Raw genomic sequence first — 26,867 nt, forward strand, 5'->3', positions numbered from 1 at the left:
AAATTGTTCATGCCATGCATGATCACGCCGCCGAACTGGGTCTTGCCGAAACTCCCCTTCATGTAATCGTCGTCCAGATGCAGCGGGTTGTAGTCGAGCGAGGCGTCGCAGAACAGCCGGATCGACTCGCGCGACACCGCGAAGGCCGGGCCGTCGATGGTGTCGCCGGCGGACAGCTTCTCGAAATGCGTGGACATAGGGTTCCCTCACTGCGGCCGGATGGTCCAGCCGCGGCCGGCGCAGATCACCTCGCCGCGCTGGTTGAAGAAGACGTTGTCGTGCACGACGAACAGTCGCTCGCGCTTGATGAACTTGTCGAGCGCGCGCGCCTGAAGCGTGATGACGTCGCCGGGCCGCGCCGGGATGTTGCAGCTCCAGGACTGCCCGGCGTTGGTCCGGCGCGGCTCGCCGGGGATGATGTCATCCCACATCTTGCGAAGCTCGGCGTCTTTCCAGAAATCGGTCGCGAAAGCCGCCGCTTCACGCATGACATCCTCCCCGCGCACTTCTGCCACCTTGCGGAATTTGTTATATCATATAATCAAATCATGAGAATGAAAAATCAAGCTCGCACACTGGGAGCGTGAACATGCCCAAGCTGAAGCTGCCCAACGTCGACGACGTCGTGGCGATCGACATCCACACCCACGCCGAGGAGCCGTGCGGCATGCATGGCGACGACGGCTATGACGATTTCCAGGCGCAGATGGCGGAGTATTTCAAATCGCCGCACAAGCATCCGCCGACGGTTGTGGAGACTGCGGCCTACTATCGCGCCAAGAAGATCGCCGCCGTGATCTTCCCGGTCGACGCCGAGCGCGAGACCGGCTTCCGCCGCTACAACAATGACGAGATGCTGGAGGTCGCCTCCGACAATCTCGACGTCCTGATCCCGTTCGTCTCGATCGATCCGCACAAGGGCAAGCTCGGCGTGCGCGAGGCGCGCAAGCTGATCGAGGACTATGGCGTCCGCGGCTTCAAGTTTCATCCGACCATGCAGGGCTTCTATCCCAACGACCGCATGGCCTATCCGCTCTACGAGGCGATCAACGACAGCGGCGCGATCGCACTGTTCCACACCGGCCAGACCGGCGTCGGGTCAGGCATGCCCGGCGGCATGGGCATGCGGCTGAAATATTCCAACCCGATGTACATGGACGACGTTGCGGCGGACTTCCCGGACCTCAGGATCATCCTCGCGCATCCCTCCTTCCCCTGGCAGGAGGAGGCGCTGTCAGTCGCGACCCACAAGCCGAACGTGTACATCGATCTCTCGGGCTGGTCGCCAAAGTATTTTCCGCCGATCCTGGTGCGCTACATCAACTCGATCCTGCAAGACAAGATGCTGTTCGGCTCGGACTGGCCGGTGATCACGCCGGACCGCTGGCTGTCGGATTTCGCCAAGCTCGACATCCGCGACGAGATCCGGCCGAAGGTGCTGAAGGCCAACGCGCGGCGGCTTCTTGGCATATAGTCGTAGCCCGGGTGAGCCGAGCGATACCCGGGAATGAAGGTCCCGCATATCACTGCGCTCATGCGGGCTACGATTTCCGCGACACTCGCGAGGTGAATTGATGGGCATCAAAGCCGTCGTGTTCGACGCCTATGGCACGCTGTACGACGTCCAGTCGGTCGCCGATGTCACCGAGGACGCGTTTCCCGGCTATGGCGGCATCATCACCCAGGTCTGGCGCATCAAGCAGCTCGAATACACCTGGCTGCGCTCGCTGATGCGGCGCTACGAGGATTTCTCCGTCGTCACCCGCGACTCGCTCGCCTATACGCTGCGGCTGCTCGGACTGGACTACGATCAGGCCACCTTCGCGGGGATCATCGACAAATATCGTCACCTCGATCTCTACGCCGATGCGATCGAAACGCTCGCCGCGCTGAAACCCAGAAAGCTCGCCATCCTGTCCAACGGCAGCCCCGACATGCTGAACGCGCTGGTCGTGAACACCGGGCTCGACAGGATGCTCGATGCCACCATCAGCGTCGATGCGAACAAAATCTTCAAGCCGGCGCCTGAGGCCTATCGGCCGATCGAGGAGGTGCTTTGCATTCCGCCCCACGAAATGCTGTTCATCTCGGCCAATCCTTGGGACGCCTGCGGCGCCAAGGCCTTCGGGCTCAACGTCGCCTGGATCGAGCGCGTGATTCCGGAAGCGATGGCGCTCGCTTGCGTCGAGAGCGAGACCGTTGCTCCGCTCACGATGTTCAAGGCGCTCCGCACCCAGATGGACGAGCTCGGCGTCATGCCCGATCACCGCCTCCACGCGCTATCCGAACTGCCGAAGGTTCTGAGCCAGCCATGAGTCTCGAATCCGTCCGCGCCTTCTTCGCCGAAAGGGCCCCCGACATCGCCGTCATCGAAAGCCACAAGAGCTCGGCCACCGTCGTGCTCGCCGCGGAGGCCTATGGCGTCGAGCCGGCGCGCATCGCCAAGACGCTGTCGCTGCGGATCGGCGAACGCGTGCTGCTGGTCGTCGCCGGCGGCACCGCGCGCCTCGACAACAGGAAGATCAAGGCTGTGTTCGGCGGCAAGCCGAAACTGCTGGCCGCCGACGAGGTCGCCGCCATCACCGGCCATGAGGTCGGCGGCGTCTGCCCGTTTGGGCTGAAGACGCCCCTGCCCGTCTATTGCGACCGGTCGCTGCAGGCTTTCGACATCGTGGTTCCCGCTGCGGGCTCGACCCGCAGCGCAGTCAGGATCGCGCCGGAGCGAATGGCCGAGCTCACCGGCGCCGAATGGGTCGATATCTGCGAGATCAGGATCGAAGACGCCCGACAGTGGGGCTGAAGCCTACTCGTTGTCCTCGTCATAACGGCGGGGCTGCCGAGGCTGCACAGCCTCTCCGTCCTGGTAGCGTCGCCGCTGTTCCCCGCGATCGTGCAAGGCGCGGTGCTGGCGCGCGGTCCGCTGTTCCCTGCGGCTTTCCCGCTGCGGCGTAGCCTCATCGGATGCGAACACGGCGCGGCAGGCTTCGCTGAGCTGCGGCCTGTTCTGGCGCAGGCAGGCGACGATGCGGTCCACGTCCGGAATCTCTGCGCCGCAAAGGCGCCACACATCGGGCGTGCACGCCATCTGCTGCTCGGGGGTTCCCTGCGACAAGGCGGGAGCTGCCACGGCACAGAGACCGCCGGCCACCATCAGTCTCAGGATCATCCGCTGCGTTCGCATGCTCGTCCTTCCAATTCAGTCCGAGCGCGTCGTCGCTACGCGCCCACGGGCCCCAAGCTCGCCAATGAATGAGGCCGGCCTAGGTTCGAGCATGCAACAAAACGTGAGAGTGCAAGGAGCGGCGCCTATCGCTTCCTGCCCTTGGCAAATTCCCGCGCGAGAAATTCCGCGAGCACCTCGACCCGCGCCGGCCGAGGACCGCCGGGCGGCGTCACGAGGTGCAGCGCGCCTTCCGGCTGCTTCCAGCCTTTCAGGATCACCTCGACCTCGCCGGAGGCGATGGCTCCGCCGACGATGAACTCCGGCAGGTCGGCGATGCCGAGCCCGGCGAGCACCGCCGGCATCAGTGCCTCGCCGTTGTTGACACGCAACTGGCCGGCCGGGCGCACGTTCGCCTGCTCGCCGGCGGCGTTGGTGTAGTGCCAGACGTTGGGCGTCGAGAGATAGGCGTAGCCGAAGCACTTGTGCTGGGCGAGGTGCATCGGATGGGTCGGCCGGCCGTGACGCTTCAGATAGGATGGCGCCGCCACCGTGTAGCGCGGCATGCCGCAGAGCCGCCGCGCGATCAGCGACGAATCCGGCAGACGCGCAATGCGCAGGCCAGCATCAAAACCTTCGCCGATCAGGTCCACCGTGGCGTCGCTCAGGTGCAGGTCGATCGAGACTTCCGGATAGAGCGCGAGGAACTCCGGCAATAGAGGCGCGATCTCCTTGACCCCGAAAGTCATCGGCACTGCGAGCCGGACCAGCCCGCGCGGCGTGCTCGACTGTGCCAGCGCCTCGTTCTCCACGGCCTCGCCATCGGCAAGCAGCCGCGCGGCGCGCTCGGAAAGCCGTTGCCCGGCGTCGGTCAACGCCAGCCGGCGCGAGGTGCGGTTGAACAGCCGCGCGCCGAGCCGCTCCTCGAGCCGTCCGACCGCCTTGGAGACGGTCGCCTTCGATAGCGCCAACTCGTCCGCCGCGCCCGCAAAGGAACGCAGCTCCACCACCTTGGCGAAGATCGCCAGCGCCTCGAAATCCGGAAGTCTGGCCATGGCCTCATAGCTCATTTTTGGAAACAATGAATTTCGATAGTTTCTATTTCTATACCAAGACCGACGGCGTATCCAAGCGCCGTCGAAATTCAAGCGATGGAGAAATCCAGTGAGCAGAAGCTTTCAGGCAAGGTCGCTGGTCACCGGCGGTTCGCGCGGCATCACCGTCAATGTGGTGCAGCCGGGGTCGATCAATACCGGCATGAACCCGAAGGACGGCGGCGAATTTGCTGAGGTCCAGCGCAGCCTGCACGCGCTGCAGCGGTTCGGTCGCCCCGAGGAGGTCGCAGCCGGCGTCGCCTTGCGTGCAAGCCCCGCAGCCTCGTTCGTCACCGGCACAGTGCTCAATGTCGATGGCGGCCTCAACGCCTGATCGAGATCAACACGGGCCCGGTACGTCGGTGCCGGGCTGTCTTTCAAATCACTTAAGCGAGGATCACATGATCGAACTCAGACCGTTCAACAAGCTCGGCAGCGCCGACCACGGCTGGCTCAAGGCCCGGCATCACTTCTCCTTCGCCAATTATTACGACCCCGCCAACATGGGCCATGGCGCGTTGCGGGTGTGGAACGACGACGAGATCGCGCCGAACACGGGCTTTCCCGCCCATCCCCACGCCAACATGGAGATCATCACCTATGTCCGCGAGGGTGCGATCACCCATCAGGACTCGCTCGGCAACAGGGGCCGCACCGAGGCCGGCGACGTCCAGGTGATGAGCGCGGGCAGCGGCATCCGCCACTCCGAGTACAATCTCGAGCCGGGCCAGACGCGGATCTTCCAGATCTGGATCCAGCCCGAGAAGCAGGGCGGCGAGCCGACCTGGGGCTCGAAGCCGTTCCCGAAGGCCGACCGCTCGGGCAGGCTCGTCACCATTGCGAGCGGCGTCGCCGGCGACGCCGACGCGCTGCCGATCCGTGCCAATGCGCGGGTGCTCGCCACCACGCTGAAGGCCGGTGAAAGCGCCGAATACACCACCAGCAAGGCGAGGCACCTCTATCTCGTGCCGGCGGCCGGCAGCGTCGAGGTCAACGGCGTCAAGGTCAACGCCCGCGACGGCGCCGCGATCCGAGACGAGGCCAAGGTGACCATCACGGCCCTGGAAGATACCGAACTGGTGCTGGTCGACGCGGCTTAAGGCTTTCCCGTCAACATCAAACCCGAAGGAGACCCATCATGGCAAAAGTTCTCGTCCTCTATTATTCCGCCTACGGCCACATCGAAGCCATGGCCAACGCCGTGGCCGAAGGCGCGCGCGAGGCCGGCGCCACTGTCGACATCAAGCGCGTGCCGGAGCTGGTACCGGTCGAGGTCGCCAAGGCCTCGCATTACAAGCTCGACCAGGCCGCCCCAATCGCCAAGGTCGAGGACCTCGCCAATTACGACGCGATCATCGTCGGCACCGGCACCCGTTTCGGCCGCATGGCCTCGCAGATGGCCAACTTCCTCGACCAGGCCGGCGGTCTGTGGGCGAAGGGCGCGCTGCACGGCAAGATCGGCGGCGCCTTCACGTCGACCGCGACCCAGCACGGCGGCCAGGAGACGACGCTGTTCTCGATCATCACCAACCTCCTGCATTTCGGCATGACCATCATCGGCTTGAACTACGGTTTTTCCGGCCAGATGGAGCTCAACGACGTCACCGGCGGCTCGCCCTATGGCGCGACCACCATCACCGGCACTGACGGCAGCCGTCTGCCCAGCGCGAACGAACTCGCTGGCGCCCGTTACCAGGGCCGCGCGATCGCGGAGACGGCCAAGAAGCTCCATGGCTGAGCTCTATGGCTGAGCTTCATGGCTAAGCGTCATGGTTAAACGCCACCGCGAATTGCATGGCAGATGCGATGGCGCGCATCATGCAAAACGAAGCTGTCGTCCCCATCTAACGCGTGGGGACGACAGGATAGGCGTATGCTCGAACTTCTCTTCATTGCTCAGATGGCGCGCAACCCGGTGCAGGCGATGGCGCGCCGCTGGTATTGCCGCGGGCTGTTCCGCGCCACGCGCGGCAAGCTGCGCTGTGCCGAATGCACCAAGGCGTGATCTCGTGATATGATCCTGTGATCATCAACACGGGGTCACGTCATGTCCGATGCACCGCACGCCGCCTGGCCGGAGCTTGCCCTGGCCGGCTGGCGTGACACTTATGCGACGCTCCATCTCTGGACCCAGATCGTCGGCAAGATCAGGCTCACGCTGTCGCCCTGGCTGAACCATTCCTGGCACGTGACGCTCTACGTCACCCCGCGCGGATTGACCACGTCGCCGGTCCCGCACGGCACCCGGAGCTTCGAGATCGCGTTCGATTTCATCGATCACGCGCTGAGGATTTCGACCAGCGACGGCGAGACGCGGCAATTTGCGCTGCCCGGGCTGTCGGTCGCGACCTTCTACACCCGTATCAGGGCGGTGCTCGCCGAGCTCGGCATCACGGTCACGATCGATGAGCGGCCGAACGAGTTGCCAGAGGCGATTGAGTTCTCACAGGACTACGCGCATGCGGCCTACGATCCCGAGGCGGCGCGGCGTTTCTTCCAGGTTCTCGTCAACGTCGACCGCGTGTTCAAGCAGTTTCGCACCGGCTTTCTCGGCAAGGCGAGCCCCGTACATTTCTTCTGGGGCAGTTTCGACCTTGCGGTGACGCGGTTCTCGGGACGCACCGCGCCGCGCCATCAAGGCGGCATTCCCAACCTGCCCGATCCCGTCACCTGCGAAGCCTATTCGCACGAGGAGAGCAGCGCCGGCTTCTGGCCCGGCAGCGGCGCGATCGACTATCCCGCCTTCTATTCCTACGCCTACCCTGCCCCGCCCGGCTTCCGTGCCATCAAGGTGCGTCCCGAAGCGGCGTTCTTCAGCGAGGCGCTCGGCGAGTTCATCCTGCCTTACGACGCGGTGCGTGCTGCGCCAGATCCCGACCAGACGCTGCTCGCCTTCCTGCAGAGCACCTATGAAGCCGCGGCCGATACGGCAAAATGGGACCGCGCCGCGTTGGAGTGCACGCCAGGCAAGCCCGGCGTGGTGCGGGCAGTGTAGCTCTCAGCCGTCCGCCCGCTTGCCCAGGGCACGCGCGACCGCCGCTGCGAGCCGCGGGTAGCGGCGCAGCCACTGTGCCGCGCGGTCGCGCAGCGCGAACGGAAATGCCGCGCCAGCCGAGCGCGATGCTGACGTCGGTCAGCGGAAACCGCCGCGCGCCGAAGCGGCGCTTGCAGTCGTAACTGCCGATCGAGAGGTCGAACTCGCGAACACCGTTCCGGTGCAGCGCCGCCATGGTCCGCTCGACCACCAACAGCCCCAGCGAGCAGGCAGCCCAGCGCTTGCCGGCATAGCTCGTCCGCAGCAGCGAATAGCTCGTTCCCCGGCTGACGCCGAGTGCGGTCGCGACGATCTCCTCGCCGCAGATCAGCGCGGAGACGACCGCGTAGCCTCTCGCAAGGCCGCGACCGACGATGTCGCGGTAGAAGCGCGCGTGGGGTTCGTCCGCGAGAACGAACCGCAGCCCGAGCTGGCTCATCCGTGCCCGCTGCTGGGCGTCCATGGCGTCGAGGATGCGGAGCGCCTCACCGACATCGTCGAAGACGCGGAATTCCGCACCCGCGTGCCGGGTGAAGACGCGCCAGCAGCGCGGCAGTTGCATGCGCTTGATCGAGGCCCGATACGCCTCGAAGTCCTCGCCGACCACGACGAGGTTGCCGTTGAGCGAGCACCAGCCGATGCGGCCGAGCAGCGCCAGCGGATTGGGCTTGCCGCCCATCTGTGCCGGCATTTTCTGCATGCGCAGGAAATCGACGCCCTCCGGCAGGCGGCGCAGGCCCTCGAGCAGTGCCTCGGCGAGCGAAAGAGCGCCGATGACATCGGCCGGCGCGGCGGAGCTGAGGATCGGCGCGTGATAGTCGGTCAACCCGAGATCGGCGAACTCCACGATGCGGACGCCCCGCTGCGCACGGCGGATCAGCGGCACGCGAGCGAGCTCGCAGCCGGTCTCGGAATCGCGCAGGATCGCGATCAGCGGCGACACCTCGTCGAAGGCCGGTACCAGGCATCCAGCCAGAGACTGTCTTGGAAGATGGTGCGATGGCCGCCGGTGTCCAGGCGTGCGACTGCCTCTTCCAGTCCCGCACGAAATCGACCTGGATTTTCGTTGCGCGCGCTGCAGCGAGACCTCGCGGCTTTCGGAGAGCAGGATGTTCACGACCATCCAGCCGAGAAGGCCAAGATGCAGCGGCGATGCCAGCGTGCGAAGCGCCTTCGCATTCGCTGCCGCCGAAACCAGCACGGCCACGGCCGCGAGCGCGGCAAAACAGACATAGGTTGCCGCAAGCCTGCCGGACGCCGCGCCGGCGACATCGGCATGGCGCAGGTCGGGGAAGGGTTGCAGCGTTATCAGCACGCACAACAGCGCCGCGACAGCCGCGAGACAGCGGCGCGGCGGTCATCGCGTTGAGCCGGCCAAGCGTGCCTTGCAGGCCGGTGACGAGCAGCCAATTCCTGACGTCCGCCAACTGCACCGTGCTCGAACCTCGCTGTTGCCGCATGGCCTCCGCACGCGGCAGTCGCGCCCTATTCATCCATTGAGGCTGGTCAAGGCGTCGATCAAGCCAGGGTTGAATTTAACGCTAACACGTGAAACCCGGCCGACGGGCGGATTAGCCGGGCCCGCCGGGCTCACGAGCCGGTATGCTCAGATCCATTGCAGTCGACCACTGATGCCGCGATGCCCGTTTCCGTCGTGATCCCCGCAAGAAACGCCGCCGCCCATGTCGGCGAGGCGATCGCGAGCGCGCTGGCGCAGGGCGCCGAGGTCGGCGCCTTTCACTTCGTTCCCGCCCAGCTTCTCGACTATCGGCTGCATGCCGCCAACACCACGGGCGGCGCCATCCGCTCGCCCAAGGATTTCATGCCGGCGGCGGAACGGGTGTTCGGCGACGCTCTGATCCTGAGCCGGCTGCCAGCCACGGCGACGCCGCGGCTGCGGCGAGCGGCCGAGATCCATCTGTTGACCTATTCGGCCGCGCAGGCGATCCGCTTCCGGCGATACGGCGCAGCCTTCTCCTATCTCGGGATGGTCGGGAGGCGTTCGCTGTTGTCGATTCCGCGCTCGGCGGTGAGCCTCAGCCTCGCCTGTGTCGGCATCTGAGCGGCGCGTGGCGCGGCTCGAGGGGTGATCCTCGAGGCCTTGTAGGGTTGCAGCTCCATGCCGATGGCGAGCACGCTGCCGGCTGCGACGGTCATCGGATGCAGCGCGATCATCGCCTTCTCGGTCAGCAACATGCGCGCGACGACCCATGGCGAGCCCAAGAGCTTCGTCAGCATCTTCGCCAGCACGCCGAGGCGCGCGGCCGGCGTCGCCGCGGCCTTGAGCTGGACGTGGTAGTTGATCGCCCCGATGCGCAGGCCGCGCAAGGCGAGCCACGCCGGCTGGGTACGGCCCTGCGGCACGGTCTCGGTGATGACGGCGTCGGCGGCCCAGTAAAATTTCATCCCGGCATCGCGGCAGCGCCAGAAGAAGTCGGTATCGACGCCGCCGAGGAAATTGAACCGGAGATCGAAGGCCGGGTCGGCGAGCGAAGCCAGCGTGAGCCGCAGATGCTCCGCGCGACGGAAGCTCGGAACGCAGACCACGATTCCGACCGAGCGATCGAGCGCCGCCGAGACCGCCGCGATCTCGCGTCCGGCGGACGGCAGTGTCGTCGGGACTGTCGCAGGACTGGACAGGTGCAACGTTCAACCTTCGGATGTCCCACGAGATAGCAATTTCCGATCCAGCCGTCGCCGCGAGACGATGCCGAACACATGCTGGGATTAACGCGTCGCGTTAACCCATCTTGAAGAGCATCGTGACGCACAACCTGATCGGTACTAATCTTGCTGCCTGCACGCGCAGCGGATTCGGAGAATCCGCTCGCCCCGCTTCGAAGAGTCAAAAGGCTGTCCGGGTTGACCGCATGAACGAGAAAGCCACGATCAGTTTCACGCAGGCCGTCGTCACCAATGCACCCGCGCCGGCGCAGCACCCGCAGGCGCTGCTCGACCTGCCGCCGGGCGAGGCCCGCGACAGCCTGCTCGCGGTTCACCACGTCCTGGAGGCCGAGCTGCCGAAGCGCCGGCTATCGATCTACGAGGCTGGCGGCGGCTCGACCTGCTACCTGCCGCTCGACGTGCTGCGGCGGGCCCACGTCACCGTGGTCGACATCGACGCGGAGCAGCTCCGCAACAACGACTATGCCCAGAACCGGATCCTCGGCGACATTCAGGAGCATCGCTTCGCGCCGGACAGTTTCGATCTCGTCATGTGCTACAATGTCATCGAGCATCTCGGCGATCCCGAGGCGGCGCTGGCCCGTTTCTGCGCGGCGCTGAAGCCGGGCGGCATGATCCTGATCGGCGCCCCCAATCCGAGATCGTTATCCGGCGTGGTGACGAAATATTCGCCCCACTGGTTCCACATCTGGTTCTATCGCCACGTGCGCGGCAGGATGGATGCGGGCCTGCCCGGCCACCCGCCGTTCCCGACCGTGTTCCATCCGCTGGTCACACTCTCGAATCTGGCGCGCTTCGCCACCGCGCACGGTCTCGATACGATCTATCGCAGGGCCTATGAAAGCCCGCGCTTTCCTGAGATGCGGCTGCGCAAGCCGTGGCTCGCCGCCGTCGTCGACGCCTGCGCCGCCATCCTCAATCTCGCCTGGCGGGGCGCCGCCGATGTCCGGCACGGCGACTATCACGTCATCCTGCGAAGGCGCTGAGCGATGTTCGGGGGCTGGACTAACGCTTCGTCAAGGTTCGCGCCTGCGCGATGCGACGGCGGATTACGGTCCGACGTCCGCAACCATGCCTCCCCGTGTCTAAACGGTTTCTTTGCCATTTCGTTGAATAGTCCAGCATCGGGCATGGTCAATTTTTCCTGTTGCGCGGGTGTCGCGCCGACCAAGGCGCCAGGCGTGGCTCGATGCGTAACCCCTCGGCGAATGCGCGCGGCGGTTCGAACGGGAGCTGGGGATCATGCTCGTCTATGATCAGCCGATCAAGCAACCGGCGCCGGAACATCGCACGATGGCGCGCCGTCCGGCCAGCCTCGACCTGTTCCGGCTCGCGGTCCTGCTGTGGCGGCGCAAGGCCGCGATCGCCGGCGCCGGGCTGATCGTCGCCTGCGCCGCAGTCGCCGTCGGCAATCGCCGACCATCGCCAATCTCCGCTCGCAATATGCCCAGGCCCGCAAGCGCTATGCGGAGCTCACCACGGAATTGGGACCGCCGCACCCGGCGCTCAAGCAGATGGAACAGCAGGTCGGCGACCTGCGCCGCACCATCGCGGAGGAGATCGACCGCTTCGAGCAGTCGGCCCGGAACGACCTGACGCGAGCGCGCGACTACGAGGCCTCGCTCAACCGGGCGCTGGACGCGCAGAAGCGCCAGAGCGTCCGGCTCAGCCAGGCGTCGGTGCGGCTGCGCGAGCTGGAACGCGAGGTCGACGCCAGCCGCGAGGTCTACCAGGCGTTCCTGAAACGCTCGCGCGGGACCGAGGAGCAGGAGAGTCTCAACACCTCCGCCGCCCGCATCGTGGGCGAAGCCACCGTGCCGTTGCGGCGCAGCTTCCTGCCGGCGATGAGCCTGATCGCGATGCTCGGCTGCCTGCTCGGCGCGCTCGCCGCGGCAGTCTTCATCGTCACGCTCGACCGGCTGCCGCTGCCGGAGACCGACAAGCCCGAGCCCGCCGGCGATGCGGCCGAAGCCGCCGATGCCGGCACCTGAGCGAGATGACATTCCCGGCCCGCCGGCTCGGCCGTCCGCTCTATCTGACCTCGGCCAATGGCGAGGTGCTGTCGCGCTGCTCGACCGAGCCGATGACGGAGCGGCTGTTCCGCAACGCGGACCTGATCAATGCCGACGGACAGCCGCTGGTCGCAATCTCGCGGTCCAAATCGAGGACGCCGTTGCCGGAGCGCGTCGCCACCACCGACCTGTTCGACGTGGCCGCGGCCAAGGCCGCAACGGCCGGGCAAACCTTCTACCTGTTCGGCGCCAATGAGCACGAGAACGCAGCAGCCGTCGCCAATGTCAGAAAGCGGCATCACACCCTGCGCATCGCCGGAAGCTGTCACGGCTATCTTCGCCGCGACGCGCTGCGGGCCAAGGTGGACGAGATCAATGCACTGGCGCCGGATTATCTCTGGTCGCGCTCGGCGTGCCCTACGAACAGGCCTTCGTCAGCGAGTTCATGCCGCGCCTTGCCAATGTCGGCGTCATCAAGACCTCGGGCGGGTTGTTCAACTTCCTGTCAGGAAGCCGGTCGCGCACGCCGCGCTGGATGCAGCTCGCTGGGCTGGAATGGGCCTGGCGCATCTGGCTCGAGCCGCGCCGGCTGTTCTGGCGCTATGTCACCGCCAACCCGCGCGCGCTCTATCTGCTGTTCAACCGCAGCCGGCCATCGGAGACGACGCGGGCGGGGAATTGAGCCGCGGCTGGCGTCGCAAGTGCACGACCAGGCGAGCCTTGGCACCTCGTCCTGGGTGGCGCTGCGCAGAGCATCCAGATACCTCGGCCTTTCCCTGGTCCGTGCGTCTGCCGAAATGGCGCACGTATTGCCGCAGACGCGGACAGCGCGCATACTGATCGTCGCGGCTGTAGTTTTCGGCATTGCCATCTCCGAGATATCTATGGCTTGGGCATTCAAGAAAGCTCGATCGCTCGGCGTCGACGGCCAGCGCGCGTTGGTGGTTGCGGCCGTCGCCGCGGTCTGCCTGCTGCTGCTCTTGGCGACAGCCGACACCTGCCTGGCACGCCCGAAGCTCGACCCCAACAAGCTCAAGTCCCTCGGAGTCTTTCTGGGCGAGAAGTTCGAGATCTATCTGGCCGACCGAAGGGCGTTTGCTTCCTTCGTCACGCGCTTGGAACCCCATGTGTCCCGCGCATCCGTCCTGGACGGGTCGTTTTTTGTCGCGGCAGCTGCTGTGTTCGTCGCAATTGCTCAAGGCACCAAGGCTGTCGCGCGGAAACTCGTCGAAATTTGCGCGCGGACATATCGTGGTTTAACAAATGCACTGCTTCGGGCCTATTTTTTCAAGGCCATCAGCGTCAACGTCAATTTGCTGGCGATACTTTTCCTGCTCTCGCTCGTCTATTCCTATTTCTACAATGACGATTCCGGCTTTCTGCTGGTCGGATATCTCGGGTTCATTTTGCTGTTCGCCTCGTTCGTCAGCCTGTTCGAACTGCGGACGGGCAGGTTCTTCGAGGATGAGGCCAGCGCCTCGGACCTGCTCCACTACCTGCGAAACGGCATGGATGGCGACACGAGGCAAATGTTGATCGAGATGCAGGTGAGCGAGGCCGAAGAGTTCCGAGCGGGCTGATCGTCATGTCCTTAACTCTCGAAGGGGTCATGTTGTACGTCGCCAAGGCGCTGGGCGCGCGCAACGCGCAGCGCGTTGCAGCCGGCTTGATCGTGGGCGTTCCGGTGAAAATGGCAACGACCGGCCTTCACAGCACGTTTCCGTCGGTTCAGTTTCTTGCCGCGCTCGATGGATTTGCCCTGCCGTATTTCATGGTCTCGATGGTCGCGATAGCTTTCCTGCGAGTGGCGTTCGGCGGATCGCTGGTGGATGACCGAACGCTTGGCGAAGTTCGGAATATGGAATATGCGCTTGCAAAGGGGGAATTCGACAAGAAACAAAGGCAGGAACTATGGGCAAAATGGCTGGCCGCTCATTTCCAGGCGGATCAGCCGGCGCGCCACGTGAAGGGACGCCTCGACAGCTCAAGCGAGTAGTTGACGAGAGCCATATGACACATCATCGCCATCGGATCGCCGTTGCCTGACGCAAACCGTCAAATCAGACCACAGAAGAAGGCGCTGATCGAAGGACGGAGAAGGTCCTGCGGACGATCCTCCTCGCGCACGAGAGCGTCTTCAGTCATCAGGGCGATGACCAACTCGAACTTCGTCGGCTGCTGCAGGCGCATGCCCGCTGTCATCGGAATCGAGCAGCACGATCAGGTGCTGCGCGACGCCCGCCTGATCCGCCAGGATGTCATCCCGCCGAGCGGCTCTTTCGAGGTCGGAAGAAACTCAAACTGCAGCAGCCAGCTTCTTGCTCCGCAAGCTAATAACCATAATAGCCGTCATAGGCGCCGCGATAATAGCCGCCGCCATAATAGCCGCCACCGCCACGGTCCCAACCGCCATCGTAGACACAGCACGGCGGCGGAGCATAGACTCGGCAGCACGGCGGCGGGGGAGGCGGAGGAGGCGGAACATAGGCCTGGCAGCCGCAGCCTCCGTAATAGCCGCCGCCCCCATACGCGACTGCGCCATAGCCACCAGGGAAGAAGCCGGATGCTTCGGCCTTGGAAGGAATGGCGGCAGTGAGTGCGAGAGCGGCCGTGGACACGACGGCTACCCTGCCGAATTTCAGCATCATGACACATCTCCTGTTATTTATTGGCGGTGAACCCGCTCTTGGATCGCAGCTTGCCAACTGAGACGTCAAACAAGGCACAAGCTGGGATTCCCGAACGGCCATCTCGCGATATCTCGCGATATGGTAAATCCCGGTCCTCGGTGGGTTCGCCGACGGCCTCGGCCGCCATCACGCCGGTGTCGCCTGCGATCCGCGTGGGTTCCTCACGGTTGCCGTCACATGCGACCGCGCCGCCGCAAGAAGGCGATACGAGCCCCAGCGGTCGCGCGATCTGATCTTTGCCAGACTACAGCGGCTTGATCTCGACCTTGCGGAATTTCACCACGCCCGAGCCGTATTGCAGGCCGACGAAACCGCCGAGATGCTTGGAGTCGTCGACATCGACGGTCTTCTGGCCGTTGAGGACGACGGTCAGATGCGGCCCCTTGGCAGTGATCTCGTAGGTGTTCCACTTGCCCGCCGCCTTCGGCATCGGATCGACCTTGGCGACGTCGACGATCGCGCCGGTGCCGTAACTCGGGTCCGGACGCTTGTCGAAGATGTTCACCTCGTAGCAGATCTTGGCATCGAGCTTGTCGGAACGCTCGCAGCGGATGAAGACGCCGCTGTTGGCTTCCTCGTCGACCCAGAATTCCGCTCGGATCTGGAAATCCTTGTAGGAATTCCTGCTGACGAGATAGGCTATGTCCTTGCCTTCCAGCCTGTCGACGGTCAGGGCGCCGTCCTTCATCTCCCAATTGGCCTTGCCGACCTCGCCCCAATCTCCCTTGTTGGTGGAGTCGAGCAGCGTCGTCCAGCCATCCTCGCCGTGAGCCCGGCCGGCATATTGAGCGACGGCAGCGCCGGCCAGCAGCACGGCGGCGAGCGTGCGCACATGATATCGCATCCAGATCCTCCCGATTTTTGTTCTTGAGTCCGGGAAGCATAGCAAAGCGCGGGGAGATGCGAAGACGGTTTTGATGCTGCACCTGCGGTAGCGGCGGCCGAGGCATGCTTGAAGGCACACTTGTTCGTGTCCGTCTTGCATCGCGCGAATGGGCCCGGCTAGCATCACCGCAACGCGGGCCTGTTCCAGGCATCAATATCCGCAGGGAGGACCTCATGAAGACCAGCCGTATCTGGCGCCATCTCGCAATTCCGGTGGCGCTCGCCGCCATGCTGAGCATCGGCTCGGCGGCGGAGCTCAACCCCGCCGCGCTGGTCTACAAGAAGCCGGACCAGATTCCTTGGGGTCCGGTCAATGCCGCTGGTGCACAAATGGCCGTCGTGGTCGGCGATCCCTCGAAACCCGGCTTCTACATGGTCTACAACAAGTGGACCAAGGGCAACCATTTCAGCCACCCGCATTTCCACCCCAACGACCGCTACATCGTCGTACTGCAGGGGACGTGGTGGGTCGGCACCGGGCCAAAGTTCGACCCCGAGCACGGCACCGTGCCGATGCCGGCCGGCAGCTTCGTCACCCATTACGGCAAGCAGGTGCATTGGGACGGCGCCAAGGACGAGGATGCGGTGCTCCTGATCATGGGCGAGGGTCCGGCGACCGCGACCGAAGTGCCGGAAGAAAAGTAGCACCACCTCCGCATCTCGCCTGACGGAAATCTGCCATGCGCTGCCGGCTTGGCGGCGGCAGCAATTTGGGCAGCTTGCCACTTGCCCTCACGCCATCGCTTTGAGACAAAACGTGTGGCGACAAAAAGCAGGACCCGCTCTCGATCCGTTCTCGAACCGTTGCTGGCGCGGGCAAGTATCAGAGGAAATGCCATGCCGATCGTTCAGGCCGACCGTCTCACCAAGATCGGCGCAGCGCTGCTGCGCGCCGCCGGGGCGACGGAGGAGGAAGCCGATGCCGTCGCGGTCGGTTGCGTCAATGCCAATCTCGCGGGCCATGATTCTCACGGCATCATCGCGGTCCCGACCTATATCGACCGCATCAAGGCCGGCCATATCGTGCCCGGCGTCAAATGGACCATCGAGCAGGAATCGCCGACCACGACCGTGATCGACGGCCATTGGGGTTTTGGCTTCCATGTCAACACCAGGGCGATGGCGCTGACGATCGAGAAGGCCAGAACTGCCAATGTCGCGGCCTGCACCGTGTTCCGGCAGAGCCATGTCGGACGGCTCGCCGCCTATCCACTGATGGCGGCGAAGGCAGGCATGATCGGGATTGCGACCGCCGACTCCGGCAGGTCGCCGAAGCTGGTGGCCCCGTTCGGCGGCCGCGAGCCGCGGCTCGGCACCAACCCGATCTCGATCGCAGTGCCGTCGGACCTCGACGCGCCCTTCTATCTGGACATGGCCACCTCGGCGGTCGCCGCCGGCAAGATCATGCTGGCGGTCGCGCGCAAGGAGGCGATTCCCACCGGCTGGATCATCGACGCCGAGGGGCGGCACACCACCGATCCGACGCAATACCGCAAGGGCGGCGCGCTGCTGCCGCTCGGCGGCACCGAGGGCTACAAGGGCAGCGGGCTCGCCGCGATGGTGGAAGTGCTGTGCGGCCTGCTGACGGGTCTCGGCTTCGGCGTCGAGCCGACAGGCCGGCATAATGACGGCTGCTTCATGGCGGTGTTCAATGTCGCGGCCTTCCGTCCGCTCGAAACGTTCAAGAAGGACGTCGCGGATTTCGCGCGCTATCTGAAATCGACGCCGCCATCGGAAGGATCGACCGGCGTGCTCTACCCCGGCGAGATCGAGTATCTGCGCGAGCAGGAACGGCGCAAGAACGGCATCGAGATCGAGGACGCAACCTGGGAAAAGCTCCGCGCGCTCGCAACCGACTACAAGCTCGCCGCCGAGCTCGGCCTCGCTTAACCGAACGCCTCACAGGGGAGAACAAAGATGACACGGCAAATGGCCCTGGTCGGCTTCCTGCAGGCGCAGAACTGCACCAACCTGCCGAGCTCGTGGCGGCATCCGGAGTCGCGCGACGACTCGATGTCGGCCGATTACTATCAGGAGATCGCCCGCATCCTCGAGGCAGGCAAATTCCACATGGCGTTCTTCGACGACCGCCTGGCGATGCCAGACCGCCTCGGCAGCGATCATGCCCACACCGTCGAATATGGCATCCGCTGCGTGAAGATGGACCCGGTCATCGTGCTGACCACCATGGGCATGGTCACCGACGGGCTCGGGCTGGCTTCAACTTGCTCGACCACCTATTTCGAGCCGTTCGACGTCGCGCGCCGCTTCGCCACGCTCGACTTGATGACCGGCGGCCGTGCCGCCTGGAACGTCGTGACCTCGGTCAATGACGGCGAAGCCCTCAACATGGGCAAGGATGAGCATCTCGAGCACGATCTGCGCTACGACCGTGCCGACGAGTTCATGGAGGTCGTGCTCGGCCACTGGGATTCCTGGGAGGACGATTCGCTGATCATCGACAAGACGAGCGGCCGTTTCGCCGACCCGACCAAGGTGAAGCGGCTCGACCACAAAGGCCCGTTCTTCAAATCGCGCGGCCCCTTCACCGTGCCGCGGTCGCCGCAGGGCCATCCGGTCGTCATCCAGGCCGGCTCGTCCGGCCGAGGCCAGCGCTTCGCCGGCCGCTGGGGCGAGGTGATCTTCACCGCGGCGCGCACGCCGCCGCTGGCCAGGCAGGGCTATGACGCGATCCGCGGCGAGGCGGCCAAAGCGGGCCGCGACCCGGACCAGATGTTCCTGTGCAATTTGACGACACCGGTCTGCGCCGCAACCAAGGCCGAGGCCGAGGACAAGATGGCGCTGATCCAGAAGCTGCCGCTGGAGATCGATGCGCTGTCGTTGCTCGCCGAAGGCCTGAACTTCGACTTCGCCGCCAAGGGCATCGACGAGCCGCTGACCACTGAGGAATTGCATGGCATGCAGGGCATGCTCGGCATCCGCGACGGCGTGCTCAGGAATTCCGGCAAGACCAATCCGTCCGCGCGCGACTTCATCGCCTTCTCCGGCCGCGGCCAGGTGCAGGACGTGATCGTCGGCGGCCCGAAGGAGATCGCCGACAAGCTCGAGGAGATGTTCGTGAACCGCGGCTGCGATGGTTTTGTCATCGCGGCGACCTACGTTCCGGGCTCCTATGCCGATTTCGTCACCCATGTCGTGCCGGAATTGCAGCGCCGCGGCCTGTTCCACAGGGATTATGCCGGCAAGACGCTGCGCGAAAATCTCGGATTGAAGCGGCCGCTCGCCGGCGCCTGGAAGACCCAGACGCAGGCTGCGGCGGAATAAGAAAAGGAAAAGCACCATGCGTTGGCTCAAATTCACCGCCGGCGGCCGGACCTCCTGGGGCCTCGTCGAAGGCGACAAGGTCACGGGTGTGAGCGGCGATCCGTTCGGCGAATGGCAGCGCACGACGGAGACGCACGCGCTGGACGGCGTCAAGATCGAATTGCCGCTGGTGCCTCGCACCTTCTATTGCGTCGGGCTGAACTATCTGAAGCACCTGAAGGAAGCGGCCGACAAGGCCGGCACCGTGCCGAACATGCCCGACCGGCCGGAGATCGGCTATCGCGCCCAGAACGCGCTGATCGGCCACGACGAGGACGTCGTGATCCCGGCGACCGCGACGGAAAAAATCCATTACGAGGGCGAGCTCGTCGTCGTGATCGGCAAGAAGGCAAAACACCTGACGCCTGACAACGCGATGTCTTGCGTGTTCGGCTACACCATCGGCAACGACGTCAGCGAGCGCACCTGGCAGAAGGCCGACCGCAGCTTGTGGCGAGCCAAGAACGCCGACACCTTCAAGCCGATGGGACCGTGGATCGAGACCGACGCCGATCTTGCGAAGATGGAGACCATCATCAAGGTCAACGGCAAGGAGACCGGCCGCTTCCACACCAACGACATGATCTTCGGCGTGGTGCCCTTCCTCGTGGAGCTGACGAAGTATTTCACGCTGTGGCCGGGCGATGTGATCTGGATGGGCACTGACGGCACCTCGCCAGACCTCAAGGGCGGCGACGTGGTCGAGATCGAGATCACCGGCATCGGCACCCTGCGCAACAGGTTCGTCGCCGAGAAGCGTTGAAGGGATAATGGGATGGGGTTCGTGCGAGCCGCACCTGAAATGCGTTCCCTCTCGCCGTTCTTACGGAGAGAGGGCCGGGGTGAGGGACCGCTTCCGCAGCAGGACTCGTGGAGAGTCCCCCTCACCCGGGGCATCGCTCCGCGCCGCGCCGGCGCGATGCCATGAAGATTCACCGGCTCTTGATCGTGGTCGCGGCGCTCGCGGCAGGCCCTGCGTTCGCCCAGGACGACGCGGCAAAATACCCGACGCGGTCGATCCGCATCATCGTCGGCTTCGCGGCGGGAGGCGGCAACGACATCATCGCGCGGATCTTCGCCGAGAAGCTGGCGGCCGACCTCGGCCAGCCCGTGGTCGTCGAGAACAAGCCCGGCGCCGGCGCCATCGTCGGCACGGAATATGTCGCGAGGGCCACGCCCGACGGCTACACGCTCCTGGTCGGCCCCACCGGCATGACCGTCAACCAGGCGATCTATGCCAAGCTGCCATACGAATCGACGCGCGACTTCGTCGCGCTGTCCGAGCTCGCCGCCTTTCCGACCATCCTGGTGGTCAATGCGTCCTCGTCGATCAAATCGGTAGCGGACCTCACTGCCTATGCCAAGGCCAACCCCGACAAGGCCAACTACGCCAGCGCCTCGGCGTCGTTCCAGCTCGTGACCGAATTGTTCAAGCAGAAGACCGGCGCGCCGATGCAGCAGATTCCCTACAAGAGCGCCACCGAGGCCGTGATGGCCGTGGTGTCGGGCCAGGTGACGACGGCGTTCGTCGACGCAGGTCCCGCCTCGCCGCAGATCAAGGCCGGCACGGTGCGCGCGCTTGCGGTCGCGGCGCCGGTACGAATGGCCGACTTCCCCGAGGTGCCGACCCTCAAGGAAATCGGCACCGATGTCGACGGGCGGCTGTGGACTGGCGCATTCGCGCCGAAGGCGACGCCGCCGGCTATTGCGAAGAAGCTCGAGGACGAATTCGTGAAGATCGCAAAAATGCCCGACGTCGTGGCGCGGCTGAAGGCGCTCGGCGTCGACGCCGTCGGCAGCTCGGCCGAGGCATTCTCGCGCCTCGTCGCTGCCGACATCGCGCGCTGGGCCGAGGTCGCCAAATCCGCCAACATCAAGGCCGAGCCATAGCCCGGTCCGGCTTCGGCGCGATCGTGCCGATGACGACGGTGGCGATCGCCGCGACCGCGATGTTGAGGATCAGCGCGCCGAGCCCGACATAGAAAGTGTAGCTGAAATCGCCGAGCGCGACGGTGGCGAGCGGCTTCAATCCGTTGCCCCATGCGGTCCACGAGCCCCAGAGAATGCCCGCGGCCCAGCCGAGCAACAGTCCTTCGGCGCGGAACCAGCGCGTGAACAGGCCGAACACCAGCGCCGGGAATGTCTGCAGGATCCACAAGCCGCCGAGCAGCTGCAGGTCGAGCGCATATTGCACCGGCAGGAACAGGGTGAAGGCCAGCGCGCCGACCTTGACCACCAGCGAGGCGATCTTTGCCACGGACGCCTCGCCGGCATGCGTGATCTCCGGATCGATGTAGGACTTCCAGACATTGCGGGTGAACAGATTGGCGGCGCCGATGCTCATCACCGCCGCCGGCACCAGCGCGCCGATCGCGATCGCGGCAAACGCAAACCCTGCGAACCAGGACGGGAACAGGGTCCTGAACAGCATCGGTACCACGTCGTTCGGCGTAGCCACCTTGAGGTGCGCGGCATAGGCCATGTAGCCGAGCAGCGCGATCAGGCCGAGCAGCAAGGTATAGGCCGGCAGCAGGATCGCATTCTTGCGGATGGTGTCGGCGGATTTCGCGGCGAACACGCCGGTCAGCGTGTGCGGATACATGAAGGCGGCGAGCGCGGAGCCGAGCGCCAGCGTCGCATAGGGCAGATACTGGCCCGGCTTCAGCGTCAGCCCGGTGGCGCCACCCTTGGCGGCGAAGGCATCGTTGGCCGCGGAGAACACCGCGCCATAGCCGCCGAGCTGGGCCGGCACGATCACGACCGCGGTCAGGACCACGATGTAGATCATGATGTCCTTGACGAAGGCGATCAGCGCGGGCGCGCGCAGGCCGGAGCTGTAGGTGTAGAGCGCGAGAATGATGAAGGCGGCGACGATCGGCCATTCGCCTGATAGCCCCATCGCCTTGATCACCACGCCCATGCCGACGAGCTGCAGCGCGATATAGGGCATGGTCGCGACCATGCCCGTCATCGCGACCGCAAGCTCGAGCCCGCGCGACCGGTAGGTGCCGTGCACGACATCGGCGGCGGTGACATAGCCGTTGGCATGCGCCACCTTCCACAGCACCGGCATGATGGTGAACACGAAGGGATAGACGATGACCGTGTAGGGCAGCGCGAAGAAGCCATAGGCGCCGACCGCATAGACCAGCGCAGGCACCGCGATCACCGTGTAGGCGGTGTAGAAATCGCCACCGATCAGGAACCAGGTGATCCAGATGCCGAACTGGCGGCCGCCGAGGCCCCATTCATCGAGATGCGCCAGCGCCGCGGCGGACTTCCAGCGCGCGGCCATGAACCCCATCACGGTCACGAGTGCGAAGAAGAAGATGAAGACGGAGAGCGCAACCCACTCGATCTGATCTGTCATGGCGACGCTCCCCTCACGGTGCTTCGTCGGGCGAGCGGCTGCGATAGACCAAAAAGATCAGGATCGAGGTGATGGGGACCCAGACGAGCTGGTACCAGTAGAAGAACGGAAAGCCGAACAGTGCGGGCTCGGTGAAATTGTAGAAGGGTACCCACAGCAAGCCGACAAACGGCAGGAGCAGCAACATCCACATTCGCGGTCCCTCCGGCTTGGGCCGGTTAGCGCCGGCCTTTTCACCAAGCTACCCACCGGTGGTTCCTTGCGCCAGCGCCGCAGTCTCGTTGCAGCGCGGCGGTCAAGACACGATTACGCGACGAGCCATCTCCGCCGATGCGGCGCCGGCTGCATTGCGGCGCCGCATCGCGACGAAGCGGGCTATTTCACAACCTCGGCGCCGACCTTGCAGGTCGCCGCATCCTGGTCGCCGGTGCCGCCGCTGCAACCGACGGCACCGATCAGCTTGCCGCCCTCGACCAGCGGAAATCCGCCGGGGCTTGCCACGAGGGTCGGGTCGAGCGTCGCGACATAGCCATGGCCGGTCTCGAACTGATTGTAGAACACGCGCGATTCCCGGCGGAAGCGAGCCGCCGTCCGCGCCTTGCCGATGGAGACGTTGCCCGAGGCGATCTGCGCGCCTTCCATCCGCTCGAACATGACGATCTCGCCGTTGTTGTCGACCACGGCGATGTCCATCTTCCAGTTCCGGCGCTTGGCCTCGGCCTCCGCCGCAGCCATCACCTGCTTGGCCTGTTCCAGCCCGATCGATTGGCCGTAGGGAATGTCGAACGGAATGGCGTCCGGGGTTCCACCCGCGGATGGCGGCGACGCCGCGGGCGTGGGCGTCTGGGCGAAGGCCGGCGCCGTCGCCACCAGCGCCACGGCGGTCAACAGCATAGTAGATCGCATGGGAATCTTCCCTCCTGAGTTGCTCTTGTTGGCGGCACGAGGTGCGCGCCCGTGCAGTAACCCGCGGAGGTATCGAATATTCCAGCAACTACTCCGGCTTGATCCCGGCATCCTTGATCACCTTGCGCCAGCGCGCCTCCTCGCCGGCGAAATAGCGATCGAGCTCCGCGGACGGGCTCGCCACCATGACCAGGCCCTCGTTGACGCCGAGCCTCTTGAAGGACTCGGACTGCACCGCCCGGGCCGCCGACTTGTTGAGCCGGTCGATGATCTCGGGCGACGTCTTCGCCGGCGCGAACAGGCCATACCAGCTCTCCGCGGCATAGCCGGGCACGCCCGCCTCGGCCACGGTCGGGACATCGGGAAAGGCCGGCGAGCGCTCGGCCGAGGTCACGGCCAGCGCGCGCAACTGCCCGCTCTGGACCAGGGGCGCTGCACTTGCCACCGTCGTGAACATCACCTGGATCTGGCCGCTGATCAGGTCCGTAATCGCCGGCGCCGCACCACGATAGGGCACCATGGTGAGGTCCACCTTGGCGAGCGACTTGAACAATTCGCCCGCCAGATGCGCCGAGGTGCCCGTACCATAGGTGCCATACGACAACTTGCCGGGCTCGGCCTTGGCGGCCGCGATCACCTCCGCAATGGAATGGTAGGGCGACTTGGCGTTGACCACGACGATGTTGAAGGAACGCGCGACCAGCGCGACGGCTGCGAAATCCTTGTGCGGGTCGTAGGGCAGCTTGTCATAGAGGCTCGGGTTGACGGCGTTGGCGAAGGTGCCCATCAGCAGCGTATAGCCGTCGCCGTCACTGGTTGCGACCGCCTGAGTGCCGATGATCGTCCCCGCGCCGGCCTTGTTCTCGATGATGACGGTCTGGCCGAGGTCCTCGCCCAGTTCCTGCGCCAGCGTCCGTGCGATCACGTCGGTGCCGCCGCCCGGCGCGAACGGCACGATGATCTTGATGACCCGCTCCGGATAAGCGGCCAGCGCGCGACCGCCCGGCACGATGCCGACAAGTACGCACGCTGCAAGCGCGACCAACCTCAGTCGAATATGGGTTCGATCAAACATGGGACCTCATCAATGAAAATGGCCCAGTTTCATAGGATGGCTTCGACCGTTTCGCCATGCATGGCGTGACATGGGGCAACGCGCCCGCCGCAATGGACGGCCATGCGGGCAGTCCACTACGATCCGGCCCAGCCAGAGCCTGGATTCAGGGAGGATGTCATGAAGCTCGGTCTGCTTGGACTATTAATGTTGATCGCGCCTCCGGCGCTGGCCCAGCAATCGGTCCCGTCCATCAAATTCGACTCCATCCCCAATCCGGTGCGGCTGCCCCACAACATGTATTTCGGCGAGGTGTCGGGCGTCGCGGTCAATTCCAAGGGCCACGTCTTCGTGCTGTCGCGCGGCAACACGACCGGCCCCGCCTATGCCGCCGCCGCGACGCAGCTGCTGGAGTTCGACGCCAAGGGCAATTTCATCGGCGAGATGGGCAAGAACCTCTACGCCTGGTCGTTCGCCCACACCGTCAAGGTCGATCCGCAGGACAATGTCTGGGTCACCGACAAGGGCTCGGACATGGTGATCAAGTTCGATCCGCAGGGCCGCGTGCTGATGGTGTTCGGCCGCAAGCAGGAGGCCTCCGACGAGGACACCGCCCCGCTGAAGCATCCAAAACCGCCGTTGCCGGCCGAGGACGGCCGCTTCCGCCAGGTCACCGATGTCGCCTGGGACAAGCAGGGCAACACCTTCATCTCCGACGGCTACATCAATTCGCGCGTCGCCAAGGTCGACAAGGACGGCAACTGGCTGAAATCCTGGGGCGACCGCGGCAAGGAGCCCGGCCAGTTCAACACGCCGCATTCGATCGCGACCGACGCAAAGGGCAATGTCTATGTCGCCGACCGCGGCAACCATCGCATCCAGGTGTTCGACGGCGACGGCAATTTCCTGCGCCAGATCGTGATCGACGTGCCGGTGCCGAAGGATGCGAGGCCCGCGATCGGCAAGGTGCCGGACGAGGCGATGATCGCCGGCGGCACGATGGCGCCGGGCTCGCCCTGGTCGATCTGCATCACGCCGCCGCCGAACCAGGTGCTGTATTCCTCCGACGCCTGGCCCGGCCGCATCTACAAGCTCTCGCTCGACGGCAAGGTGCTGGGTGTGCTCGGCCAGTCCGGCAAGCAGCCGAAGCAGTTCGGCTGGGTGCATTCGATGGCGTGCCCGTTCGAGAACACGCTCTACGTCGCGGAACTGCTGAACTGGCGGGTGCAGAAGCTGGTGTTGAAACCGTGATGCCTCTGCCGTCGTTGCGACGGCTAGACGCGGTCTGGGAAAACTCGGGAATTGGGGTTAGGGCCGGCAGTCGTCGGCCACAGCCAGAACGGGCACTTTTGACCAAAGAGACATCGCCATAACGAACGTCCCGTCTCAGCGTTGCTGGACCATACAGAACGGGCTGATCGATTGGAATCAGGCGCAGTAATAAGCGATCCGCTCAACCATTAATGGATAACAGAGCAACCACTCTATTTGCGAGTTGAGTACTGGCGAGCCGAAATTTCGCCTCGCGCGCGCGGGCGGCGGCACTTCCAGGCGCCCTGAATCTCAAGAACGCAATTGCGCCTTGGTTGCGTCTATAAGACGGAGGCTTCAGAAGAGAGGGGGAAGGAAATGCACTTTTTACGGCTTCTGTTGATCGTGGCAGCCGCGCTTCCATTGGGCGCCTGCTTCACGTCCGCCGAGCAGATTGCAGCCAATGACGACGCGGCCTGCCGCAGCGCGGCGCTGAAACCGGGAACGCCGGCCTATGTGCAATGCCTGGATGATAAGAGAAGGATGCGGCTATCGCAGGAGGCGGCCACGCAGCAGCAGATGTGGGCGATGGAACAGTCGAACAGACAGATGATGCAGATGAACACACAGATGATGATGCGGCACTGAATCCGGCGAACTCTATGGAAAATAAAAGCGCCACAGACGTAGTTCCACAAGCGTCTCAGTTGCGGGCGGCGACGCTACGCCCCGTCTCTGGACGCAAACTCGCCCCTCGCAGCGTGACCTTACGGAAGGAGAACCAGTTGTGGTGACAGTGCACTCAGTCCCCCCAGCGTCACCATGCGGGAGTTGAGTGCACTATCGCCGTAGTTCAGAGCGCCGCCACGAGGGCCGCGCCTTCATCCAGCACGGGCAAAATATCTTCTCGGGGCTTGGGCGGAAGCATCAGGACGACCCGGTCAACGCCGGCGTCACGGTAGCGCTTCAGCACATCCAGTTTTCGGGGCGCGCCGAAGATGTCGAAGGAGAGCGAGGCGGGATCGCGGCCGGCGTCCTTTGCCATTTGACGGAACTGCGGCAGCACCTCGAGCGGGTCCTCCGCGCGCCCGCCGATCGGGATCCAGCCGTCGCCATAGGCAATTGCCCGCTTTGCGGCGTGGGGGAATGCGCCGCCGACAACGATCGGCGGGTGAGGTTTTTGAACCGGCTTGGGCCATTGCATCATCGGTTCGAACTTGACGAATTCACTGTCGAATGAAGCGGTCGACTGGGTCCAGATCTGCTTCATCGCCTCGATCCGCTCACGCATCAGCTTGAAGCGCGTCTTGAACGCAGTGCCGTGATTGGCCATCTCCTCCTCATTCCAGCCCCCGCCAACGCCGAAAATGAACCGGCCCGAGGACAGCCGATCGACGGTCGA

The 26,867-nt window shown here is 64.7% G+C and carries 32 protein-coding genes and 3 pseudogenes; 21 read left to right on the forward strand and 14 right to left on the reverse strand.

Translation table 11 applies throughout. The features are described from left to right. Positions 1-197, reverse strand: a 197-nt coding sequence (locus JOY90_RS23845) for a MaoC family dehydratase (RefSeq protein WP_291693569.1), incomplete at its 3' end; no start/stop codon positions are given. A 9-nt stretch (positions 198-206) separates the two neighbouring features. Beyond that, positions 207-488, reverse strand: coding sequence for a MaoC family dehydratase (locus JOY90_RS23850; RefSeq protein ID WP_291693570.1), 282 nt, complete (start codon positions 486-488; stop codon positions 207-209). Between the two features lie 101 nt (positions 489-589). Between JOY90_RS23850 and JOY90_RS23855 the strand changes: the two genes are divergently transcribed. The 3 genes from JOY90_RS23855 (at position 590) to JOY90_RS23865 (ending at position 2,800) form a co-directional block, all read left to right on the forward strand. Next, entirely contained in the window at positions 590-1,474 is an 885-nt protein-coding gene (locus JOY90_RS23855) for an amidohydrolase family protein (RefSeq protein ID WP_291693571.1), read from the forward strand. Positions 1,475-1,574: 100 nt separating this feature from the next. Continuing rightward, entirely contained in the window at positions 1,575-2,315 is a 741-nt protein-coding gene (locus JOY90_RS23860; RefSeq protein ID WP_291693572.1) for a haloacid dehalogenase type II, read from the forward strand. Next, complete coding sequence (locus JOY90_RS23865) at positions 2,312-2,800, forward strand: YbaK/EbsC family protein (RefSeq protein ID WP_291693573.1); 489 nt, start codon at positions 2,312-2,314, stop codon at positions 2,798-2,800. The genes JOY90_RS23860 and JOY90_RS23865 overlap by 4 nt, the downstream gene beginning before the upstream one ends. Positions 2,801-2,803: 3 nt before the next feature. Here JOY90_RS23865 and JOY90_RS23870 read toward each other — a convergent pair whose 3' ends face one another. After that, complete coding sequence (locus tag JOY90_RS23870) at positions 2,804-3,181, reverse strand: hypothetical protein (RefSeq protein ID WP_291693574.1); 378 nt, start codon at positions 3,179-3,181, stop codon at positions 2,804-2,806. Between the two features lie 125 nt (positions 3,182-3,306). Then, a complete protein-coding gene (locus JOY90_RS23875; protein ID WP_291693575.1) occupies positions 3,307-4,215 on the reverse strand; it encodes a LysR family transcriptional regulator in 909 nt (302 codons plus the stop codon). Between the two features lie 148 nt (positions 4,216-4,363). Between JOY90_RS23875 and JOY90_RS23880 the strand changes: the two are divergent. From JOY90_RS23880 to JOY90_RS23900, 5 genes and pseudogenes are all read left to right on the forward strand, one after another. After that, positions 4,364-4,588: pseudogene (locus JOY90_RS23880) on the forward strand (SDR family oxidoreductase); the annotation flags it as partial. 67 nt (positions 4,589-4,655) lie between these two features. Further along, entirely contained in the window at positions 4,656-5,354 is a 699-nt protein-coding gene (locus tag JOY90_RS23885; RefSeq protein ID WP_291693576.1) for a pirin family protein, read from the forward strand. 38 nt (positions 5,355-5,392) lie between these two features. Then, complete coding sequence (wrbA, locus tag JOY90_RS23890; protein ID WP_291693577.1) at positions 5,393-5,992, forward strand: NAD(P)H:quinone oxidoreductase; 600 nt, start codon at positions 5,393-5,395, stop codon at positions 5,990-5,992. A gap of 135 nt (positions 5,993-6,127) precedes the next feature. Next, positions 6,128-6,259 carry a hypothetical protein gene (locus tag JOY90_RS23895; protein WP_291693578.1) on the forward strand — a complete coding sequence of 44 codons (132 nt, stop codon included), beginning with the start codon at positions 6,128-6,130 and terminating at the stop codon, positions 6,257-6,259. A 42-nt stretch (positions 6,260-6,301) separates the two neighbouring features. Then, the gene (locus tag JOY90_RS23900; protein ID WP_291693579.1) at positions 6,302-7,249 is read left to right on the forward strand and encodes a DUF5996 family protein; all 948 of its coding nucleotides are present in this window, start codon (positions 6,302-6,304) and stop codon (positions 7,247-7,249) included. 226 nt (positions 7,250-7,475) lie between these two features. On the opposite strand, the pseudogene JOY90_RS23905 reads toward JOY90_RS23900, so the two are convergent. Next, positions 7,476-8,411 (reverse strand): annotated as a pseudogene (locus JOY90_RS23905) (GNAT family N-acetyltransferase); the annotation flags it as partial. A 516-nt stretch (positions 8,412-8,927) separates the two neighbouring features. Here JOY90_RS23905 and JOY90_RS23910 point away from each other — a divergent pair. Then, positions 8,928-9,350: a hypothetical protein gene (locus tag JOY90_RS23910; protein WP_367276988.1), complete on the forward strand. Its 423-nt coding sequence runs from the start codon at positions 8,928-8,930 to the stop codon at positions 9,348-9,350. Here the strand turns inward: JOY90_RS23910 and JOY90_RS23915 are convergent. Further along, complete coding sequence (locus JOY90_RS23915; RefSeq protein ID WP_291693580.1) at positions 9,266-9,934, reverse strand: hypothetical protein; 669 nt, start codon at positions 9,932-9,934, stop codon at positions 9,266-9,268. The genes JOY90_RS23910 and JOY90_RS23915 overlap by 85 nt on opposite strands. A gap of 224 nt (positions 9,935-10,158) precedes the next feature. On the opposite strand from JOY90_RS23915, the gene JOY90_RS23920 reads away from it, so the two are divergent. From JOY90_RS23920 to JOY90_RS23940, 5 genes and pseudogenes are all read left to right on the forward strand, one after another. Then, entirely contained in the window at positions 10,159-10,959 is an 801-nt protein-coding gene (locus tag JOY90_RS23920; RefSeq protein ID WP_291693581.1) for a bifunctional 2-polyprenyl-6-hydroxyphenol methylase/3-demethylubiquinol 3-O-methyltransferase UbiG, read from the forward strand. Between the two features lie 357 nt (positions 10,960-11,316). After that, positions 11,317-11,964, forward strand: a complete 648-nt coding sequence (locus JOY90_RS23925; protein ID WP_291693582.1) for a GNVR domain-containing protein — start codon at positions 11,317-11,319, stop codon at positions 11,962-11,964. Positions 11,965-12,056: 92 nt separating this feature from the next. Further along, positions 12,057-12,667: pseudogene (locus tag JOY90_RS23930) on the forward strand (WecB/TagA/CpsF family glycosyltransferase). A 19-nt stretch (positions 12,668-12,686) separates the two neighbouring features. Next, positions 12,687-13,565 carry a hypothetical protein gene (locus tag JOY90_RS23935; RefSeq protein WP_291693583.1) on the forward strand — a complete coding sequence of 293 codons (879 nt, stop codon included), beginning with the start codon at positions 12,687-12,689 and terminating at the stop codon, positions 13,563-13,565. Positions 13,566-13,594: 29 nt separating this feature from the next. Next, positions 13,595-13,981 carry a hypothetical protein gene (locus JOY90_RS23940; protein WP_291693584.1) on the forward strand — a complete coding sequence of 129 codons (387 nt, stop codon included), beginning with the start codon at positions 13,595-13,597 and terminating at the stop codon, positions 13,979-13,981. Between the two features lie 59 nt (positions 13,982-14,040). Here JOY90_RS23940 and JOY90_RS23945 read toward each other — a convergent pair whose 3' ends face one another. From JOY90_RS23945 to JOY90_RS23955, 3 genes are all read right to left on the reverse strand, one after another. Beyond that, positions 14,041-14,175: a hypothetical protein gene (locus JOY90_RS23945; protein WP_291693585.1), complete on the reverse strand. Its 135-nt coding sequence runs from the start codon at positions 14,173-14,175 to the stop codon at positions 14,041-14,043. A 140-nt stretch (positions 14,176-14,315) separates the two neighbouring features. Further along, the gene (locus tag JOY90_RS23950) at positions 14,316-14,633 is read right to left on the reverse strand and encodes a hypothetical protein (RefSeq protein ID WP_291693586.1); all 318 of its coding nucleotides are present in this window, start codon (positions 14,631-14,633) and stop codon (positions 14,316-14,318) included. A gap of 286 nt (positions 14,634-14,919) precedes the next feature. After that, on the reverse strand, positions 14,920-15,519 hold the full coding sequence (locus tag JOY90_RS23955; RefSeq protein ID WP_291693587.1) for a DUF1080 domain-containing protein: 600 nt from the start codon (positions 15,517-15,519) through the stop codon (positions 14,920-14,922). A gap of 215 nt (positions 15,520-15,734) precedes the next feature. Here JOY90_RS23955 and JOY90_RS23960 point away from each other — a divergent pair, with 215 nt between their 5' ends. The 5 genes from JOY90_RS23960 (at position 15,735) to JOY90_RS23980 (ending at position 20,774) form a co-directional block, all read left to right on the forward strand. Beyond that, positions 15,735-16,205 carry a cupin domain-containing protein gene (locus JOY90_RS23960; protein WP_291693588.1) on the forward strand — a complete coding sequence of 157 codons (471 nt, stop codon included), beginning with the start codon at positions 15,735-15,737 and terminating at the stop codon, positions 16,203-16,205. Positions 16,206-16,397: 192 nt separating this feature from the next. Next, entirely contained in the window at positions 16,398-17,450 is a 1,053-nt protein-coding gene (locus tag JOY90_RS23965) for an Ldh family oxidoreductase (RefSeq protein WP_291693589.1), read from the forward strand. Between the two features lie 27 nt (positions 17,451-17,477). Next, positions 17,478-18,845, forward strand: a complete 1,368-nt coding sequence (locus JOY90_RS23970; RefSeq protein WP_291693590.1) for an LLM class flavin-dependent oxidoreductase — start codon at positions 17,478-17,480, stop codon at positions 18,843-18,845. 16 nt (positions 18,846-18,861) lie between these two features. Continuing rightward, positions 18,862-19,647, forward strand: coding sequence for a fumarylacetoacetate hydrolase family protein (locus tag JOY90_RS23975; RefSeq protein WP_291693591.1), 786 nt, complete (start codon positions 18,862-18,864; stop codon positions 19,645-19,647). Between the two features lie 161 nt (positions 19,648-19,808). Next, positions 19,809-20,774 carry a tripartite tricarboxylate transporter substrate binding protein gene (locus tag JOY90_RS23980; RefSeq protein WP_291693592.1) on the forward strand — a complete coding sequence of 322 codons (966 nt, stop codon included), beginning with the start codon at positions 19,809-19,811 and terminating at the stop codon, positions 20,772-20,774. On the opposite strand, the gene mctP is transcribed toward JOY90_RS23980, so the two are convergent. The 4 genes from mctP to JOY90_RS24000 all read right to left on the reverse strand — a co-directional run bounded on the left by mctP (position 20,758) and on the right by JOY90_RS24000 (position 24,235). After that, entirely contained in the window at positions 20,758-22,254 is a 1,497-nt protein-coding gene (gene mctP, locus JOY90_RS23985) for a monocarboxylate uptake permease MctP (protein ID WP_291693593.1), read from the reverse strand. The genes JOY90_RS23980 and mctP overlap by 17 nt on opposite strands. 13 nt (positions 22,255-22,267) lie before the next feature. Then, the gene (locus tag JOY90_RS23990; RefSeq protein WP_291693594.1) at positions 22,268-22,447 is read right to left on the reverse strand and encodes a DUF3311 domain-containing protein; all 180 of its coding nucleotides are present in this window, start codon (positions 22,445-22,447) and stop codon (positions 22,268-22,270) included. Positions 22,448-22,629: 182 nt separating this feature from the next. Then, complete coding sequence (locus JOY90_RS23995) at positions 22,630-23,160, reverse strand: heme-binding protein (RefSeq protein ID WP_291693595.1); 531 nt, start codon at positions 23,158-23,160, stop codon at positions 22,630-22,632. An 88-nt stretch (positions 23,161-23,248) separates the two neighbouring features. Next, positions 23,249-24,235, reverse strand: coding sequence for a tripartite tricarboxylate transporter substrate binding protein (locus tag JOY90_RS24000; protein ID WP_291693596.1), 987 nt, complete (start codon positions 24,233-24,235; stop codon positions 23,249-23,251). Between the two features lie 159 nt (positions 24,236-24,394). Between JOY90_RS24000 and JOY90_RS24005 the strand changes: the two genes are divergently transcribed. Further along, positions 24,395-25,465, forward strand: a complete 1,071-nt coding sequence (locus JOY90_RS24005; RefSeq protein ID WP_291693597.1) for a peptidyl-alpha-hydroxyglycine alpha-amidating lyase family protein — start codon at positions 24,395-24,397, stop codon at positions 25,463-25,465. Positions 25,466-25,864: 399 nt separating this feature from the next. After that, the gene (locus JOY90_RS24010) at positions 25,865-26,113 is read left to right on the forward strand and encodes a hypothetical protein (protein ID WP_291693598.1); all 249 of its coding nucleotides are present in this window, start codon (positions 25,865-25,867) and stop codon (positions 26,111-26,113) included. 205 nt (positions 26,114-26,318) lie between these two features. Here JOY90_RS24010 and JOY90_RS24015 read toward each other — a convergent pair. Beyond that, positions 26,319-26,867 (reverse strand): LLM class flavin-dependent oxidoreductase (locus tag JOY90_RS24015; RefSeq protein ID WP_291693599.1); only part of this gene is annotated, 549 nt, incomplete at its 5' end.

The sequence above is a fragment of the Bradyrhizobium sp. genome, from assembly GCF_019242285.1.
Classification (GTDB): Bacteria; Pseudomonadota; Alphaproteobacteria; order Rhizobiales; family Xanthobacteraceae; genus Bradyrhizobium.